The sequence below is a fragment of the Roseibium marinum genome, assembly GCF_002906165.1.
Lineage (GTDB): Bacteria > Pseudomonadota > Alphaproteobacteria > Rhizobiales > Stappiaceae > Roseibium > Roseibium marinum.
Map to the genome: position 1 here is coordinate 130485 of NZ_PPCN01000003.1, position 16886 is coordinate 147370.

16 protein-coding genes and 2 tRNA genes are annotated in these 16886 nt (G+C 62.1%); 14 read left to right on the forward strand and 4 right to left on the reverse strand.

All coding sequences use genetic code 11. The features are described from left to right. Positions 1–65: 65 nt before the first annotated feature. Positions 66–140 (reverse strand) — tRNA-Thr (locus CLV41_RS09735). Between the two features lie 530 nt (positions 141–670). Between CLV41_RS09735 and CLV41_RS09740 the strand changes: the two genes are divergently transcribed. The 13 genes from CLV41_RS09740 (at position 671) to CLV41_RS09795 (ending at position 10997) form a co-directional block, all read left to right on the forward strand. Beyond that, positions 671–850 (forward strand): hypothetical protein, encoded by a 180-nt coding sequence (locus CLV41_RS09740; protein ID WP_103222141.1) that lies wholly within the window; start codon positions 671–673, stop codon positions 848–850. Positions 851–1104: 254 nt separating this feature from the next. Continuing rightward, positions 1105–2394, forward strand: a complete 1290-nt coding sequence (gene murA, locus CLV41_RS09745; protein WP_103222142.1) for a UDP-N-acetylglucosamine 1-carboxyvinyltransferase — start codon at positions 1105–1107, stop codon at positions 2392–2394. A 183-nt stretch (positions 2395–2577) separates the two neighbouring features. Further along, positions 2578–3015, forward strand: a complete 438-nt coding sequence (locus tag CLV41_RS09750) for a DUF2948 family protein (protein WP_103222143.1) — start codon at positions 2578–2580, stop codon at positions 3013–3015. Between the two features lie 73 nt (positions 3016–3088). Further along, entirely contained in the window at positions 3089–4396 is a 1308-nt protein-coding gene (gene hisD / locus CLV41_RS09755) for a histidinol dehydrogenase (protein ID WP_208987440.1), read from the forward strand. Between the two features lie 27 nt (positions 4397–4423). Continuing rightward, entirely contained in the window at positions 4424–4927 is a 504-nt protein-coding gene (locus CLV41_RS09760) for a UPF0262 family protein (RefSeq protein ID WP_103222144.1), read from the forward strand. Positions 4928–4932: 5 nt separating this feature from the next. Then, entirely contained in the window at positions 4933–5385 is a 453-nt protein-coding gene (locus CLV41_RS09765; RefSeq protein ID WP_103222145.1) for an arsenate-mycothiol transferase ArsC, read from the forward strand. A gap of 266 nt (positions 5386–5651) precedes the next feature. Continuing rightward, positions 5652–5870, forward strand: coding sequence for a translation initiation factor IF-1 (infA, locus tag CLV41_RS09770; RefSeq protein WP_068413114.1), 219 nt, complete (start codon positions 5652–5654; stop codon positions 5868–5870). A gap of 41 nt (positions 5871–5911) precedes the next feature. Then, positions 5912–6538, forward strand: a complete 627-nt coding sequence (locus CLV41_RS09775) for a Maf-like protein (protein ID WP_103222146.1) — start codon at positions 5912–5914, stop codon at positions 6536–6538. 48 nt (positions 6539–6586) lie between these two features. Continuing rightward, positions 6587–6787, forward strand: coding sequence for a DNA gyrase inhibitor YacG (gene yacG, locus CLV41_RS09780; protein ID WP_103222147.1), 201 nt, complete (start codon positions 6587–6589; stop codon positions 6785–6787). Positions 6788–7102: 315 nt separating this feature from the next. Next, complete coding sequence (locus tag CLV41_RS09785) at positions 7103–8698, forward strand: bifunctional metallophosphatase/5'-nucleotidase (RefSeq protein ID WP_103222148.1); 1596 nt, start codon at positions 7103–7105, stop codon at positions 8696–8698. Between the two features lie 69 nt (positions 8699–8767). Further along, a complete protein-coding gene (locus tag CLV41_RS27505; protein ID WP_146048543.1) occupies positions 8768–9064 on the forward strand; it encodes a hypothetical protein in 297 nt (98 codons plus the stop codon). Further along, positions 9030–9105, forward strand: a tRNA-Phe gene (locus CLV41_RS09790). The genes CLV41_RS27505 and CLV41_RS09790 overlap by 35 nt, the downstream gene beginning before the upstream one ends. 440 nt (positions 9106–9545) lie before the next feature. Next, positions 9546–10997: an amino acid adenylation domain-containing protein gene (locus CLV41_RS09795; protein WP_170107157.1), complete on the forward strand. Its 1452-nt coding sequence runs from the start codon at positions 9546–9548 to the stop codon at positions 10995–10997. 63 nt (positions 10998–11060) lie between these two features. Here the strand turns inward: CLV41_RS09795 and CLV41_RS09800 are convergent, their stop codons facing one another. Beyond that, positions 11061–12818, reverse strand: a complete 1758-nt coding sequence (locus CLV41_RS09800) for a thiamine pyrophosphate-requiring protein (protein WP_103222150.1) — start codon at positions 12816–12818, stop codon at positions 11061–11063. A 113-nt stretch (positions 12819–12931) separates the two neighbouring features. Between CLV41_RS09800 and CLV41_RS09805 the strand changes: the two genes are divergently transcribed. Next, entirely contained in the window at positions 12932–13696 is a 765-nt protein-coding gene (locus CLV41_RS09805; protein ID WP_103222151.1) for an IclR family transcriptional regulator, read from the forward strand. A 41-nt stretch (positions 13697–13737) separates the two neighbouring features. On the opposite strand, the gene goxB is transcribed toward CLV41_RS09805, so the two are convergent. Then, the gene (gene goxB, locus CLV41_RS09810) at positions 13738–14838 is read right to left on the reverse strand and encodes a glycine oxidase maturase GoxB (RefSeq protein WP_103222152.1); all 1101 of its coding nucleotides are present in this window, start codon (positions 14836–14838) and stop codon (positions 13738–13740) included. Positions 14839–14840: 2 nt separating this feature from the next. After that, a complete protein-coding gene (goxA, locus tag CLV41_RS09815; protein WP_103222153.1) occupies positions 14841–16868 on the reverse strand; it encodes a CTQ-dependent glycine oxidase GoxA in 2028 nt (675 codons plus the stop codon). Positions 16869–16886: the final 18 nt, after the last annotated feature.

Here is a 16886-nt window from a genome sequence, read left to right on the forward strand (position 1 = left end):
GGGGTGCAGTGACTGTAGTGTACTCAGGTCAATACCAAAAAAATATGTGAAATCAATGGTTTGGATGGTGCTGCCGGAGAGATTCGAACTCTCGACCTCTCCCTTACCAAGGGAGTGCTCTACCCCTGAGCTACGGCAGCATCCGGTGCGTCTTTGAGGCGGGCCGCTTTGGGCTTTTCTAGGGGAAAAGCGCGGGTTTAAGGACGCAAATGCCTGGTCCGATCAGCGGGGCCGACCGGATTGAGGGCGCTTTTGCCATATGCGGGCCGGGGACGCAAGCGGTGATTTCGATTTTTTCCCACCCTCGAATCCGGCCGGCGGAAGACATCGCCTCACGGGACGGATTTCGCCCTGTAACCTGCTGCGAAGGCGCGGGTTTTGCCGCCTGTGGATATCGGGTGCGGTCGGGCCGGGGGTGGTTCATATGGGAGCCGGGAGCGAAAAGGGGGTGTCGACGCCGGATAGGGGGCGACATGCGCTGCCCGATGGAAATGCGACACTCGGACCGCGCCACTTGATGAAGAGGTCAGCCCCCGATCCGACAGGCTGGGCCGGGTTGCAAGGCAGATGCAGGGAGGAAGGCGATGGCTGCATATCGACAAAGCGGACTGTTCACCGCAGGGCGGGCTTGGTAAAGAGAAGGGGATCCAGTCATTTGAAGCGCATTGCCATGAGCGAAAAAGACCAGCCGGGCCAGCCGGTTGCCAACGAACCCGGCGAGGCGGCCGGGACCGGGGACAAGGAAGTTCGCAAGGACAGGGAAACTTTGCGGCAGGAGCGTCTTGCCGAGGCCCTGAGGGCCAACCTGCGCCGCCGCAAGAGCGCCGCCAAAAGCCGCAAGGAGGAGTGAGGCGGACTGACGGGACAATTAAGGCGATTGCTCGCCCGATTGATTGCCCCTGCAATGCCCATGGTCTGCCTTGCATGGGCCACAAGTTGCGTGTAGATCGCAGGACTTGTGTGAGTTTGGCCGGATCAGCCTTGTTCTTAAGTGCTCTATATGAAGATGATCGGCCGTGAAATATTCAGAGCCTGCGTTCATCCGGACGCGGGAGATTCCAGGAAAAGACCGCGCCGGTCCGCGGTTCGGGTTCGGGGAAGACTATGGACAGTATCAAGGTTGTCGGCGGCAGGGAACTGAACGGGGTCATCCCGATTTCCGGAGCCAAGAACGCCACGCTGCCGCTGATGATCGCCTCGCTCCTGACGGACGAGACCCTGACGCTGACCAACGTGCCGCGCCTGCGCGACGTGGCGCAGCTGACACAGATCCTTTCCAACCATGGCGTCGACTATTCGGTGAACGGCAAGCGCAACGGCCAGGATGACCTGGCCGGACAGACGCTGAACCTCACCGCCCGCGAGATCGTCGATACCACCGCGCCCTATGAGCTGGTCTCCAAGATGCGCGCCAGCTTCTGGGTTGTCGGCCCGCTGGTCGCCCGTTGCCGGGAAGCCCGGGTCTCGCTGCCCGGCGGCTGCGCCATCGGTACCCGTCCGGTGGATTTCTTCATCGACGGACTGGCCGCGCTCGGCGCCGATATCGAGATCGAGGCCGGCTATGTGGTCGTCAAGGCCCCCGGTGGCCTCAAGGGCGCCCGCGTCGAGTTTCCGAAAGTTTCCGTCGGCGCCACCCACACGATCATGATGGCCGCGACGCTTGCGCAGGGCGAAACGGAAATCGTCAACGCGGCCCGCGAGCCGGAAGTGGTCGATCTCGCCAAGTGCCTCAAGGCGATGGGCGCGAAGATCGAAGGCGAGGGCACCTCGACCATCCGCATTCAGGGCGTGCCGCGCCTGCATGGCGCGCGCCATGCCGTCGTGCCGGATCGGATCGAAACCGGCACCTATGCCATGGCGGTCGCCATGACCGGCGGCGATGTGCTGCTGCGGGGCGCGCGGTCGGATCTTCTGGAAACGGCGCTGGACACCCTGCGCCAGGCCGGCGCCGAGATCACCCAGACGGCGGACGGCATCAAGGTGTATCGCAACGGCAACGGCATTCAGCCCGTCGATGTGACCACTGAACCCTTCCCGGGATTCCCGACGGACCTGCAGGCGCAGTTCATGGCGCTGATGACAAAGGCGGGCGGGGCCAGCCGGATCACCGAAACCATCTTCGAGAACCGTTTCATGCATGTGCAGGAACTGGCGCGGCTCGGGGCCAACATCCATGTGGACGGCCGCACGGCGACTGTCGAGGGTGTCTCCACCCTGCGCGGCGCGCCGGTGATGGCGACCGACCTCAGGGCCTCCGTGTCGCTGGTGATCGCCGGTCTCGCGGCGGAAGGGGAAACCACCGTCAACCGCGTCTACCACCTAGACCGCGGTTTCGAGCGCCTGGAAGACAAGCTCACCCGCTGCGGCGCTCAGATCGAGCGGATTTCCAGCTAGGTCCCGCCAGGTACGGGCAGGCGCGGGCGCGATAGCCGGAAAGCCGTCCGGGTCAGGGGTGCGCCTTATTCCCGATTGCCAAATCCCTCATTCCCCTTTACGTCAACAGCCTTGGGAACCGGGCAGGCCGGGCTTATATGCGGTTTGCCGGAAAATGTATGACGGGAGCAGAATTCGACCGCTATGGATCAATTGAAACTCGCCGCCCTTGATCAGGAGGACCTTCAGGTTCTCTCCGCCCATTTGCAGGACGCCGTCCTGACCGTCGCCGATATCCGTTATCTGCCGAAGGAGAACAAGGCGGTTTTCGTCGTGAACCGCTTTGTCTGGGACAAGCAGGCCGACAAACGGTCTAAAAAACACGAGCGCCGCCGCTCGGCGCTGGCCTTTGCCCAGGTCAACGCCATGAAGGCGCAGAATATCCGCCAGGATGCCAAGGGCGCCGTGCTGGAGCTGCTCGCCGTGACCTTCAAACCCGAGAAAGAACCGTCCGGCCAGATCGAGCTTGCCTTTTCGGGTGGCGCGAGCCTGATCCTGGACGTGGAATGTATCGAGGCGCAGCTCTCCGACCTCGGCGCTGCCTGGTCGACCCCCAACCTGCCGCGGCACGATCTGGATTGATTGCGCCAATGCCTGCACGCCAGGACCGGGAATTGGGGCTGATAACAGCCGCTGAGAATTGTCGCTCAAAATAATGGAGAGTTGCGTGGTTCAACGCCTTTCAGACAAGGACGCCGGTTTCGAGGCGAAATTCGCGGACCTGCTGGCCGGCAAGCGGGAAGTGTCGGAAGATGTCGATCACATCGTCCGCGATATCCTTGAAAATGTCCGCACCCATGGCGACCGGGCCGTTCTGGACTACACGCGCGAATTCGACCGGCTGGACGCGGCCGCCATGGCGGAGCTGACGGTCACGTCCGCGGAGATCGAAGCCGCCGCCGGAAAGGTTCCGCGCGAAACGTTGGATGCGTTGCAGCTCGCCCATGACCGGATCCACGCTCATCATGCCCGGCAGATGCCGAAGGACGACCGCTACACCGATGCGCTCGGCGTGGAACTGGGATCCCTGTGGACCGCGGTCGAAGCGGTCGGCATCTATGTGCCTGGAGGAACGGCCAGTTATCCGAGTTCCGTGCTGATGAACGCGGTTCCGGCGAAGGTTGCCGGCGTGGAGCGCATCGTCATGGTGGTGCCGAGCCCGGACGGCGTGCTCAGTCCACTGGTTCTGGCGGCGGCAGGGATCGCCGGCGTCACGGAAATCTACCGGATCGGCGGCGCCCAGGCGGTCGCGGCCCTTGCCTATGGCACCGATACGATTGCCCCGGTCGCCAAGATCGTCGGTCCGGGTAATGCCTTTGTGGCTGCGGCCAAGCGCCGGGTGTTCGGCACGGTCGGCATCGACATGATCGCGGGCCCCTCGGAAGTCCTGATCGTTGCCGACGGCGATAACAACGCGGACTGGCTGGCGGCGGATCTTCTGGCGCAGGCCGAACACGATACCGCTGCCCAGTCGATCCTGATCACGGACAGCGCGGATCTGGCCGATCAGGTGGAAACCGCCGTCGAGGCGCAGCTCAAGACACTGCCGCGCGAAGACGTCGCCCGCGCGAGTTGGCGGGATTTCGGCGCGATCATTCTGGTGGACAGTCTTGAAGCGGCCATGCCGCTCGCCAACCGGATCGCGCCGGAGCATCTGGAGCTGGCTGTGGCCGATCCCGAAGCGCTGTTGAAAAAGGTGCGCAATGCCGGGGCCGTTTTCCTCGGTCATTACACGCCCGAAGCCATCGGCGACTATGTCGGCGGCTCCAACCACGTTTTGCCGACGGCGCGCTCGGCCCGGTTTTCCTCCGGCCTTTCGGTGCTGGAATTTGTCAAGCGCACGTCGGTTCTCAAATGCAGCGCGGATAATCTGAGAGCGCTCGGCCCGGCGGCCATCGCCCTTGGTGAAGCGGAGGGGTTGTGCGCGCACGCGCGCTCTGTTTCCATCAGACTGAACCTGTAGCCGGGACGTAAGAGAGGCTTTTGAAGCATGAGCGAACCGCAAGCGGACACCGATCCGAGCGCCTCCGGCGGCAAGCTGGTGGATGTGATCCTTGACGAAGCCTCCATTTCCCGTTCGACCCCGGAAGTGGAGCACGACAGGGCGGTCGCGATCTACGACCTGATCGAGGAAAACAGGTTCCAGCCGGTGGGCCATCCGTCCGCCAGGTTCATCCTCAATCTCTCGGTGATCGAAAAGAAACTGATTTTCGCGATCAGGACGGAAGACGGGCAGGAGGTCATCACCCACGTCCTGTCCCTGTCGCCGCTGCGCAAGATCGTCAAGGACTACGACCTGATCTGCCAGAGCTATTACGAGGCGATCCGCCATGCGACGCCCAGCCAGATCGAGGCCATCGACATGGGCCGGCGCGGTGTCCACAACGAGGGCTCTACCGTCCTCATGGAGCGGCTGGAGGGCAAGGTCGACGTGGACATGCAAACCGCGCGGCGGTTGTTCACGCTTGTCTATGCCTTGCACTGGAAGGGTTGACCGGCATGACCGGGCCGGGCCTGCGTCCGACTGCGGTAATGTTCGCCTGCGGGATGAATTCCGTACGCTCGCCCATGGCCGAGGCCCTGACGCGGAAACTGTTTCCGAACCAGGTCTATGTACGTTCCGCCGGCGTGCGCCAGGGCAAGATTGACCCGTTCGTCGATGCGGTCATGGCCGAGATCGGCGTGGATATGAGCAAACACCAGCCGAGGACATTCGAGCAGCTGGACGAATCCGGGTTCGATCTGGTTGTGACCCTGGCCCCGGAAGCCCACCACAAGGCGCTCGACATGACCCGGACCGAGGCCGTCGACGTGGAATACTGGCCGACGCTCGACCCGACCATGGCGACAGGCAGCCGCGAGCAGATTCTCAACGAATACAGGGCCGTCAGGGATCAGCTGATGATGCGCATCAAGAAGCGCCTCGACTGGGCCCCGCCGCCGAGCGGCTGACCTGCCTGAGAACTGCCGGCGTGCCGGAAATTGGTTTCCAGATCGGGACGCAACGGGTTTCCTCGCGCCTTGTAACGACGCGGCAAATGGCGCAATTGCGCGGTCCTTGCCTTCCATACAAGGCTTGAAGACCCATATTCGACGCAGGGGAAATGCGGACGCCAATGTTTCTTTGTTGAGCGGTGGAAAGAAAGGTTCACTTTCTGTCCCTAATCCGCTAGTTTCCCCCGCACCCGCGGGCAGCCCCGCTTTATTCAGGATATCAAATGGCCAAAGAAGAAGCTCTGGAGTTTCCGGGCGTCGTAACAGAACTGTTGCCGAACGCGACGTTCCGCGTAAAACTTGAAAATGAACACGAAATCATCGCCCACACAGCCGGGCGCATGCGCAAGAACCGGATCCGCGTTCTGGCGGGCGACAAGGTTCTCGTCGAGATGACCCCGTATGACCTCACCAAGGGGCGGATCACCTACCGCTTCAAATAAGCGGATTGCAAGGTGACCCTGGCTGCAAGGTTCGCGTTTTCATGATGAATGCCCCTCAGTTGATCCTGGCCTCCGCATCGCCGCGCCGCCTCGCGCTGCTGCAGCAGATCGGGCTGGAACCGGATCATCTCCTGCCTGCCGATATCGACGAGACGCCGAAGAAGCATGAGACGCCGCGCGCTCTCGCGCTGCGGTTGGCCCGCTCGAAGGCCGAAGCCGTCCGTCAGACGGTCGACGCTTCGGACAGCCTGCGGGACAGTGTGGTTCTGGCCGCCGATACGGTCGTCGCCGTCGGCCGCCGGGCCCTTCCGAAAGCGGAGCTTACGGATCAGGCGCTCATGTGCCTGTCGCTCCTGTCCGGCAGGGGACACCGGGTCTTCACAGGCGTTGCCGTGGCTGAAGCCAACGGCAAGGTGCGCTCAAAGCTGGTGGAGACGCGTGTCCGCTTCAAGCGCCTGTCGCGCAAGGACATGGACGACTACGTCGCCTCCGGTGAATGGCGCGGCAAGGCCGGGGGCTATGCAATCCAGGGCCTGGCGGGCAGCTTTGTCGTCAAGCTGGTCGGCTCCTATCCCGCTGTCGTCGGGCTGCCGCTGGTGGAGACCGCGTATCTGCTGGCCGCGGCCGGATATCCGGTTCACAAGGGCTGGGCGACAGCCGCCGCCTGATCGTCGGCCGGGCCATTCGCTCAGTCACACAAACAAGGGGAGGCCGTCATGGCCGGGACCACATCCCAGAAACCGCAGCGCCGCATGCGTCCCTGTCCGATCTGTTCGAAACTGTCGACGCCGGACGACTACCCGTTCTGCTCCGACCGTTGCGCCAAGATCGATATGAACCGCTGGTTCACGGGAAGCTATTCCATTCCCGTGGTCGAAACCGACGATATTGACGACAGTAATATTCCGGACGAATGACCGGCGCGCCCAAGCGTCTTTCATCGCGCCTTCCATCCTGCCGGGGCGCAAACGGCTCCCTTGATTGCGCAATTTATTTATATGGCTAAATTTCAATCGGCCTGACTTTGCGTAAGTCACTTGCAGCCGTCATAAATCTGCACCAAGATCGCTCTACACCGACAGGCCCGGTCCGTTCGATCCCGGTTGTGGTTTGCCTGGCCGCACCAGTCGGCGGCAAGCCGGCAAGGGGTCCAGAGCGGAAGCGGGGGGTGAGAGCCGGAGCACACGACCTCCGGGCTCGGCACGATAACCAATCCGAAGGGCGAGGGTCCGATGAACAAACGTTTTCTGAGCGCCGCGGTGCTGTCCATGACGACAGCGCTGTCGACAGCAGCTTTTGCTGATTATTCTCTGACGATCTTGCACACCAACGACTTTCACAGCCGCATCGAGCCGATCAGCAAATACGATTCGAGCTGTAGCGCCGAAGACAACGCGGAAGGCAAATGCTTCGGCGGCACCGCGCGTCTGGATACGGTCATCAAGGACCGCCGCGCGGCCAGCAACAACGCCATCCTTGTCGATGGCGGCGACCAGTTCCAGGGCACCCTGTTCTACACCTACTACAAGGGCAAGGCCGCTGCCGAATTCATGAACAAGCTCGGTTACGACGCGATGACCGTTGGCAACCATGAGTTTGACGACGGCCCGGAAATCCTGCGCGGCTTCATGGATTCGGTCGATTTTCCGGTTCTCATGTCCAACGCGGATGTGTCCGGCGAACCGCAGCTCGCCGACGTCCTCAAACCCTCCATCGTGATCGAGCGCGGCGGCGAGAAGATCGGCCTGATCGGCCTGACACCGCAGGACACCGACGAACTGGCCAGTCCCGGCCCGAACATCACCTTCTCCGATCCGGTCGAGGCGGTGACGAAGGAGGCTGAAAAGCTCGCGGCCGAAGGCGTCAACAAGATCATCGTCCTCAGCCACTCCGGCTACAAGGTCGACCAGAAAGTCGCCGCCGGGGCGCCGGGCATCGACGTTATCGTCGGCGGCCATTCCAACACTTATCTGTCCAACACGTCGGACAAGGCCGAAGGCCCCTATCCGACCATGATCGACGGACCGGACGGCACGCCGACCGCCATCGTCCAGGCCTACGCCTATGGCAAGTTCCTGGGCGAACTGAACGTGACCTTCGACGACAACGGTGTCATCACCGAAGCCGCCGGCGAGCCGATCATCATCGATGGACAGGTCGTTGAAAATCCGGAACTGGTCGCCCGCATCAAGGCGCTGGCCGAACCACTTGACGAAATCCGTCAGAAAGTCGTTGCCCAGGCCACGGCGCCGATCGGCGCCGACCGGGAAGTCTGCCGGGCCAAGGTCTGCGAAATGGGCGTTCTGGTCGCCGATGCCATGCTGGAGCGTGTGAAGGACCAGGGTGTCCAGATCGCCGTCCAGAACGGTGGCGGTCTGCGCGCCGCCATCGATGGCGGTGAAATCACCATGGGGGAAGTTCTCACGGTCCTGCCGTTCCAGAACACGCTGTCCACCTTCGAACTCAAGGGATCTGACGTGATCGCCGCCCTTGAAAACGGCGTGAGCCAGGTGGAAGAAGGCGCCGGCCGTTTCCCGCAGGTCGCCGGCCTGAAATACAGCTTCGACGCCGCCAAACCGGCAGGCGAGCGGATCTCCGATGTGATGGTCCAGGAGGGTGACAGCTTCGTGCCGCTCGATCCGGAAAAGGTCTACGGCGTCGTCTCCAACAACTACATGCGCGGCGGTGGCGACGGTTACGACATTTTCGAGACCAACGGCATGAACGCCTATGATTTCGGTCCGGACCTGGCCGATGTGGTCTCCGAATATCTCGCTGCCCAGAACGGCTACACGGCCTATACCGACGACCGCATCACCGTGAAGTAAGTCTGCGGCCGGCCGGAAACGTCCCAAATCACGAAAGCGCGCCGCCACGGCGGCGCGCTTGAGACCGCCTTGTCCGGCGACTTTCAAGACGGCTGGTTCGCGGTGCCATCGCTCACTGTTGCGGCCTTGCCGGAGCGAAGCTGTCAACGGTATCGACGCGATGAGAAAATTATTGTTTTTCAGACATTTAACCGCTGGAGACGTTTTTCCCTGTTGCCTTGCCGCGAACCGGCAAAAAACTTTGCCGGGGCGCTGGACAAGGTCATGGCGAGCCTCTATAAGAACCGGGCTTTCAGCGAACGGATACCGTTCCGGACGCTTCGCAAGGCACGCCCAGATAGCTCAGTTGGTAGAGCAGCGGATTGAAAATCCGCGTGTCGCTGGTTCGATTCCGGCTCTGGGCACCACTTCCCCTTCAGATTTTCATTTGAAATACGCCGTGCCAGGTAGTTCTGCGCGTAGGCGGATGCGCCGGCGTTGCTTCTGTAGCAGGCTGGGTTTGGATGATCGCGAATTGATCTGGCCTATAGCATGTCGCGTTTAAGCGGATTCATGGTTTCAGGAAGACGCCCGAGGCAGCGTTTGCATTGCAAATGCGTTCGGGCGATTTCCTGAATTCAATTTAACGCGGCACGCTTTAGCTGGCGGTATCTGCCGGCAATTTTACCTGAAATGGCTTTTGCAAGAAATGAAAACAAGCTATAGCTGCATCTGAATTTAATCCAATCTCTGGTAGCGCGTGACCGTGACTTCAATGGAAGCCAACAAGGATTATCCGGAAAACAGAACGAAGAGTGCCGTTGCTGCATCAAACCTGCGGCCAGAAAGCGTATATGATTGTATTGACTTGTCTTTTTGCGCTTACCGGGAAAATATAGCCGTCACATGCGAGGGTTTCGACTATTCCTACGGCGATCTCGCACGCAGAGTGGACGACATTGCCGCAAGTCTTCTGGAGGCCGGCTGCGGCGAAGGCACCAGGATCTGTGTTGTCCTGTTTCATAACCTGGATCTGATTGCATCCGTACTTGCAATTCTCAAGATCGGAGCGGTTTACGTCCCGATTGATCCGCGCACTCCCGATATTCGCGTCAATTTTATTATTCAAGACAGCGGTTCAAGGTTCGTCCTGTTCAGCGATGAATATGCGGGTGTCGTGTCCGGCGTGACGATCGGCAAGATCTGTCTGGAGGAGATCGCTGAAGGCTCGCCGGCGGTCACGCCGCGTTCATCCGGAAAGGGACTGGCTTACATACTTTATACGTCCGGATCGACAGGACGGCCGAAAGGCGTCGAGATCACTCATGAAAACCTGTTGAATTACTGTTTGTGGGCCAGCCGGACGTATTTCGATGCCGAAGATGACAGAATCGCGCTTTATTCCACGCTGGCCTTCGATTTCACGGTCACCTGCATATTCCCGCCGCTTATGCGCGGGGCGTCGATTGCCGTCGTCGATGGGGTAAACAACCCGATGGCCATTCAGGAAATCGTTGATGATTATTCGATAAATATCATCAAGATAACGCCTTCATACCTTTTTCTGCTGTCCACCATGATTGACGACAGCTCCAGTCTCCGCAGGTTGATCGTCGGGGGTGAAGACCTGGCGGCTTCGCTTGCCGAGAAGGTCCAGGAGCGTCTTGGCCCGGATGCCGAGATCGTCAACGAATACGGGCCGACGGAGGCCACGGTCGGCTGCATAACTCATACATTCGATCCCGAAACCGACATCGGGGGTTCGGTGCCGATCGGCCGTCCCATGGGCGATATGGAAGCCTATGTCGTCGATGGCGGCGCAAACGTGATCGAAGATGGCCGTGAGGGAGAACTCTACCTGGCCGGCCCCGGTCTGGCATCGGGCTACGTCAACCTGCCCGAGCAGACACGCCAGGCATTCACAAGCCTGTCAGCACTTCCCGGGCGGCGCGTCTACAAGACCGGAGATCTTGCCAGGCGGAACCCGGACGGCAACCTGGTGTTTTTGGGCCGTATCGACGATCAGGTGAAGATACGCGGAAACCGGGTCGAGCTGTCCGAAGTGGCCGCGGCCATTCGAGCGTATCCACGCGCTGAAAACACCTATGTGACGGCGGTTCCCGAACTCGGGACATATTCCCTGGTCGGGGTTGTGACCGGATCGCCGGAACTACGGAAGGCGGACCTGCTGGAAGCGCTCAGACGGCAGCTCCCGGCGTATATGGTGCCCACGACCCTGGAAGTGATCGACGAGATCCCGATGACTGCCAACCAGAAGGTCGACAGGGACAGCGTTCTGAAAATTCTCGGCAAGACCTGAACCTGGGTGCGGGGCTCGTCCGTCGCGGGCAGCCGCCGGGGGTTTCTCCGGTACGTTTCGTCTTTATGGCGCCACCTGAACATCCAGCAGCGCCAGCGTCCCCTGATCGTCGATATGCTTCAGTGCCGCCTCGATGGCCCCCGGCAGGTCCGCGCCGTGCTCGACGCGCTGGGCGTGGGCGCGGCTTGCCCGGGCGATCATCGCGAAGTCGGGCACAGGCGAGAGGCCCGTCAGGGGGACCTGATTGCTACGGGCGGCATGGCCGTCCGGATAAAGGCCGAGCACAGACTGCCGGACCGCGCCCCATTCCGCGTTGTTGAGGATGACGAGCAGGATGGGAAGCCGGTGGGCTTCGGCGATCTGGTGGCAGGCGACCGGATTGGAAAAGATGTAGGAGCCGTCGCCCATGGTGGCCACAATAGTGCGCTCCGGCGCGCCGATCTTCATGCCGAGCGCCGCCGGGAAAGACCAGCCCAGCCCGCCGGAATGCGGCTCCTGGTACCAGGCCTTCGAATGGGTGAGGGACATGGCGTCCATCGGGCAGCCCAGTTCGGACAGAACGGACGCGTCCCGGCCTGCAAGCGCTTCGGACAGGCAAAGGCTGACCCAGCTTTTTGTCATCGGGTCCCGTTCGCCGGCCTTTGCGGATGCGATGGCCTTCTTGCGGGAGCCGGCGTTTGTTTCCGCCCAGAATTTGCGCCTTGTTTCCTCACGCCCTGACGGGGTGAATGCCTCGAGTTTCTTCTTCAGGGCCAGCAGGCCGGGCTCCACGTCCGCCGCGAGGGCCAGATCGCACTGGAAGTTGCGCACCGGGACGCGGCTGAAGAGCGGATCCTGGCCAAGATGAATGACTTTCGCTCCCGGACGCGGGCCGTGGGCGTCCGGCGCCCAGGGGGCGAGGCAGTCGATCACCAGAATGACGTCGGCCTTTTCCAGAAGCGGGGCGGGCGGGGCCGCCGCCGCCATGGGATGGTCGCTGTCGATCGCGCATTGCACGGCCCAGTACTGGCACACGGGTATGCCCCATTTTTCCGCCAGTTCACCGAGTGCGGCAAAACCGTCCGGGCCACCGGCGCCGTGCTGGGCGAAGATGACCGGATTTTCCGCTTCCGCGAGCCAAGTCGCCGCGGTCTCGAAATCCGCCTCGCTCAGGCCGGGACGGGCAGGGCGCATGAGCGGCGGAAGATCGAGTTGCTCCGTGCCTGTCGGCTCGCACAGCACCTCGCGCGGCAGGCTGACATAGACAGGGCCGCGCGGCACGGTTTCCGCGATGGCCTTGGCCCGGTCGGCGGTCTCCACCGCCTGTTCGGGGAACCGTAGCTCGTAATCCCATTTCGAGGCTTCGCGCACCAGGGCGGTCTGGTCGCGCATCTCCTGGCCCCAGCCGATGGGCACCGTCCGCGATCCGAACCGGCCCTTTTCCGTCGTCGGCGTGCGCCCGGAAAACAGCAGAACCGGAACATGCTCTGTCGCCGCGTTGATCGCGCCGATGGCGCAGTTGGCAAGGCCGACATTGGTGTGCGCCATCACCGCCGCCGTCTTGCTGGTTGCCAGGTAATAGCCGTGCGCCATGCCCATGGCGGCCGATTCATGCGGAATGACCAGGCTTTCCGGCAGGTCTATGCCGCTCGCGGCAGCTTCCGCGAGGCCCTCGATGATCGGCGGGAAGTCGGTGCCCGAATTGGCGAAGATGTAATCGATCCCGAGCGCTTTCAGCCGGGAAAGAAGCGCGCCTCCGCATGTCATCCTCGCCGGGCCGGCCTTGCCTGCCGCATTCGCGGTTTCCGTCTGCTGCACTTTGGACTTCGGACCTGCCGCCATCTTGACATTCTCCATTATTACTATAATAGTAATTCATATATCTTATATTGAAATAACTGACTTCATCCGTCAACAGTCCCGTTCGCGGACCAGGAAAGCAGGCTCAACAGGCGATGGTGGCGCAGATCAACGGTTCCGTAGTGAAGGCCTTTGAAATCCTGAAGCTTTTCAACGCGGACCGGACGGTCATCTCCGCTGCCGACGTGATGGCCGAACTGGGCGTGAATGCCGTCACCGCGCACCGTTTCCTCAAGACGCTGGAGCATGTCGGCGCGCTCATCGCCGTTGAGCGCGGCCGCTACCGGCTGGGGTTCCTGTTCGCCGGCCTGGCGGAACGGCTGCTTGACGGCGGGTCGCTCGCGGGTCTCCTGCAGCCGGCCCTGAACGCGCTGACGGACCGTCTTGGTGAAGCCTCCATGGCAACCCTGTTCCGCTCGGACAAGGTGGTCTGCATCGCGCGGGCCGTTCCCGACCGGCCCGTGCTGGTCGATATCCGGGTCGGCTCGGAACTCGAAGCCTGGTGCACCGCGCACGGCAAGCTCTGGCTGGCGCATCTGCCGGACAAGGACCTGGACGCCTATTTCAAACGGGTCGAGCGCAGGGCATTTACCGGCGCGACCATCACTGGCGAGGACGCGCTGCGCGCGGAGCTTGAACAGGTCCGCCGCGACGGATTTGCCGAAAACCGGGGCGAACGGGAAGACACGCTCCACGCGGTCGCCGTTCCCCTTTTCAGCGGCAGCGGCCGGATGATCACCGGCCTGTCGGTCTTCGGCCCGGCGGCGCGCCTTTCGGGCAAAGCAGCCGGGACGGCGCTGGCGCATTTGAACCGTGCGGCGGAAGACCTTCGCAGCAGCCTCGCCGAGCCGCAACGATAGCCGTTGATCAGCAAACCCATGCGCAAGCTGCGCTTCTCTCCTTACACGGGAACGGTCTCCTCAGGCTGCTGCCGTCTTTGCCAGAATGCACTGTCCAAAAAGCGCGTTTCCTGCGCATAGATGCGCCTGCGGCCGGTCAGAAATTCCTGAACGCCATTGGCGACGCGCCGCGCATAGATATCCGGTGCATGCGGATCTCCCCCGAGCCTTGCCGCGGCGGCCTGAGCTCCCTGAATTCCTGTCCACAGCGCCGAGGTCATGCCGTGCGAGGACAGCGGATCGAAGGCGGCGGCTGCATCGCCGACGGCCAGCCAGGTGGCCCCGGCGCATGGCGCGAACCAGGTGGTGGCGGCGCTGGCGAGCATCGGTTTTTCCGGCAGCCGGAAACCGGCCTCTTCGATCCATCGCCGCACGGATATCGAGGATCTCAGAACGGCTTCCCAGGCCGGTTCCTTTCCGCCGGAGGCGTCGCGCATAAGGTCCGCGTCGGTGTAAAAATTCAGGGCAAGACGGCCGTCGGCAAGACATGTGGCGTAGAACCAGCCATCGGGCACGGCCTCAACCAGCGTTGCCGGTGTCGGCTCCACATCCGAGCCGGGGTCCTGTTCCAGAAACCCGTAAAGCGCAGCAAGCCGGTCGGCGCGGAACCGGGTGGCCCGGTCGCGGACCAGGACGGCCTTCCGGCCGCTGGCATCGATGGCCAGATCGCAGGATACCTTGCGGTTTTCGCATTCAAGCCGCCATCCCTGCCCTTCCGGAGCGCAGCGTAGCAGGGGTTCCCGGACGAGCTCCGTTCCCTGAGCCGCAAGACCGGTCAGGGCGCGTTCGAAAACCGCGCGGTGCAAAACAGTCTGCGGTCCCTCCAGATGCACGATGCTGCTGCGTTCAGCCAGACTGTCGCTGCCCCAGGCGGAAAACATGCTGTGCGCGGGCCGGTGCGCGCTCGCTGAAAGAAGTCCTTCCGCATCCAGGGCCGCAAGAAGCGGCCGGGCGGCGGCGGACAGCAACTCGCCGGGCTTGTCCCGCACCGGTTCGGCGGGCGCGATCCACAGGGGCCGGAAGCCGATCTGCGTCAGCCTGAGGCAGCAGGCGGCGCCTGCGATACCCGCCCCGACCACTGCGATCCGATGATGATCTGCCATACCTATTCGGGCAACATGCCGTCAGCCGGTGACCAGTTGAACCGGAATTCCATCTCGGCCCGGCCGGTCTCCACATACAACTCGTCCGGCACGCCCTCCGGCCGGCCCGGATCCTCCGGTGCCGGTTTCCTCACCACGAAGCCCATGCGCTCCCATAGCGTGATCATGTTGGTTATGCCGTCCCAATAGCTGGCGTTGGCATGATAGCCGATGCCTGCCACACCGCGGGACCAGGCAACCCTGCTGTTCAGAAACTTGAGCCGGTCCTGTTCCGGCAGGTCCGGACGCATGACCTGCAGATAATATTCTTCCGGCAATACATCGATCGGCAGCAGGGCGGGCCACCAGACCGCGGTCGGCAAGTTTTCCTGCATGAGAACCTGCTGGCAGCTGAAGGCATCGCATTGCCAGGGCAAACCCATCCATCGGGTCAGGTCTCCGGCCGATTGCGGTCCGATTGGCGGCGGCGCGCCATTGCCTCCTTCTGACGCCTTTTCCAGTGTCAGGAGCCGGCCGATCGTCTGCACCAGCTTCGGCCGGTTGCCATGGGCAAGCCGGAACGGCTCGGCGGTATTGTCGGTGTGGCGGGCATACATCGGTGCGAGGCGCAGATAGTAGCTCAGCTCGACACCGGGATGAAACCCTCCGCCCGAACAGGGTTCAAGCGCGGCTTCCGTCAGTGCGGCCGGCTGCTGCTCAAGCGGGATATCGTCCAGCGTTTCGATGGCATCATATTGCGGATCGTCGAGATCGTTGCGAAAGTCGCCAGCCGCCCAGGCCTTCAAGGCGTCATATTGCAGGGCCGGGAACTGAAACCACTGAAGAGGGCTGCCGTCGTAATTGACACCGTCTCCAAGCATATAGGGAATCTTGAGGCGTTCTTCCTTGAAGGCGTCCGGACCCATGTTATCCGGATTCCGAAACAGGCTGAAAATCTTCTTGCGAAAGGCTTCGTTCTCCGGCGAGGGATCGGCCAGTTTTTCAGCGAAGCCCGGCGCCGAGAAATCGACGTCGAGCCATCCGGACCGGTGCAGGGCTGCATTTGTCAGCCAGTCCATCAGTGCGACACGGCGGAAAGTAGGGTAAATGTCACGCCGGAAAGACAGCGGCAAGGCCGGTGAAGGCGTCCAGCCCCGGGCGACATTCAGGTTTTGAATCGTATCGTAAAGTGTTGTGATCGAAGGAATTTCAGGGGCGAAATTTGGTCCGACACTGGCAACCCAGCTTGGCTCGGCTACAAGTTTCCGCCCGTCCGCGAGCGTAACGGTTGCGGTGACGGGACCGTCACACCAGTCATCGTACCACCCGTCATTGTCGGCAAAACTGGAAATAGGAGCATTGGTTGGCGAGGACGAGACCCCATTCGGTGGGAACACGAGCAGGCGTCCGTCCGCATCGGTTCGCAGCTCACCCAGAGCGACCGGATAGCGTCCCCAGAACGTTCCCTCGAAACGATAGGCGGGATTGCCGCCACCTTCATTGGTGTCCTTGCCTGAAATTTCCTTCAGACCACCGTCGATGACGAGATTGGCTTCACGCGCCTCATCGTCGACAAAATACTGGTTTCGCATCTGTCCTGGCAGACCTGGCGCGGCCTCGCCGTTGTCCAGTGGATTGTTGAACCCGTACCAGGCGGCCTTGGTGTTGGCCAAACGCACCTGCCAGTCGATCGTCGCGTCATCGGCCTTGATCTCGCCGATCACCCGGTCCTGATCGTCAAAGGCGTAGATCCGGAACCTCTGCACCTGTTTCTTGATCTGCCGGTCGCCATCCTTGAAACCGCCTTCCGGCTTTGGCGGCAGGCCAGGGACCTCGGGGGCCAGAAACCAGCGCGGGCTGCCTCCGACCCGGCAGATCCCGATGGCCGGATAGACCCGCACCCGTGCGGGTGTGGCGCCTTCAGGAGCTGGCTCGGCGGAGCCGGATTGCGCAATCGCCGGTTTGGGCAGAAAGGCCAGACCGGTCAGAGCCAGGGCGGCTGTTGATTGAGCGAGGAAATCCCGCCGTTTGATACCATTTGAATCGGTCATGTTTCTCCACGGGACTAG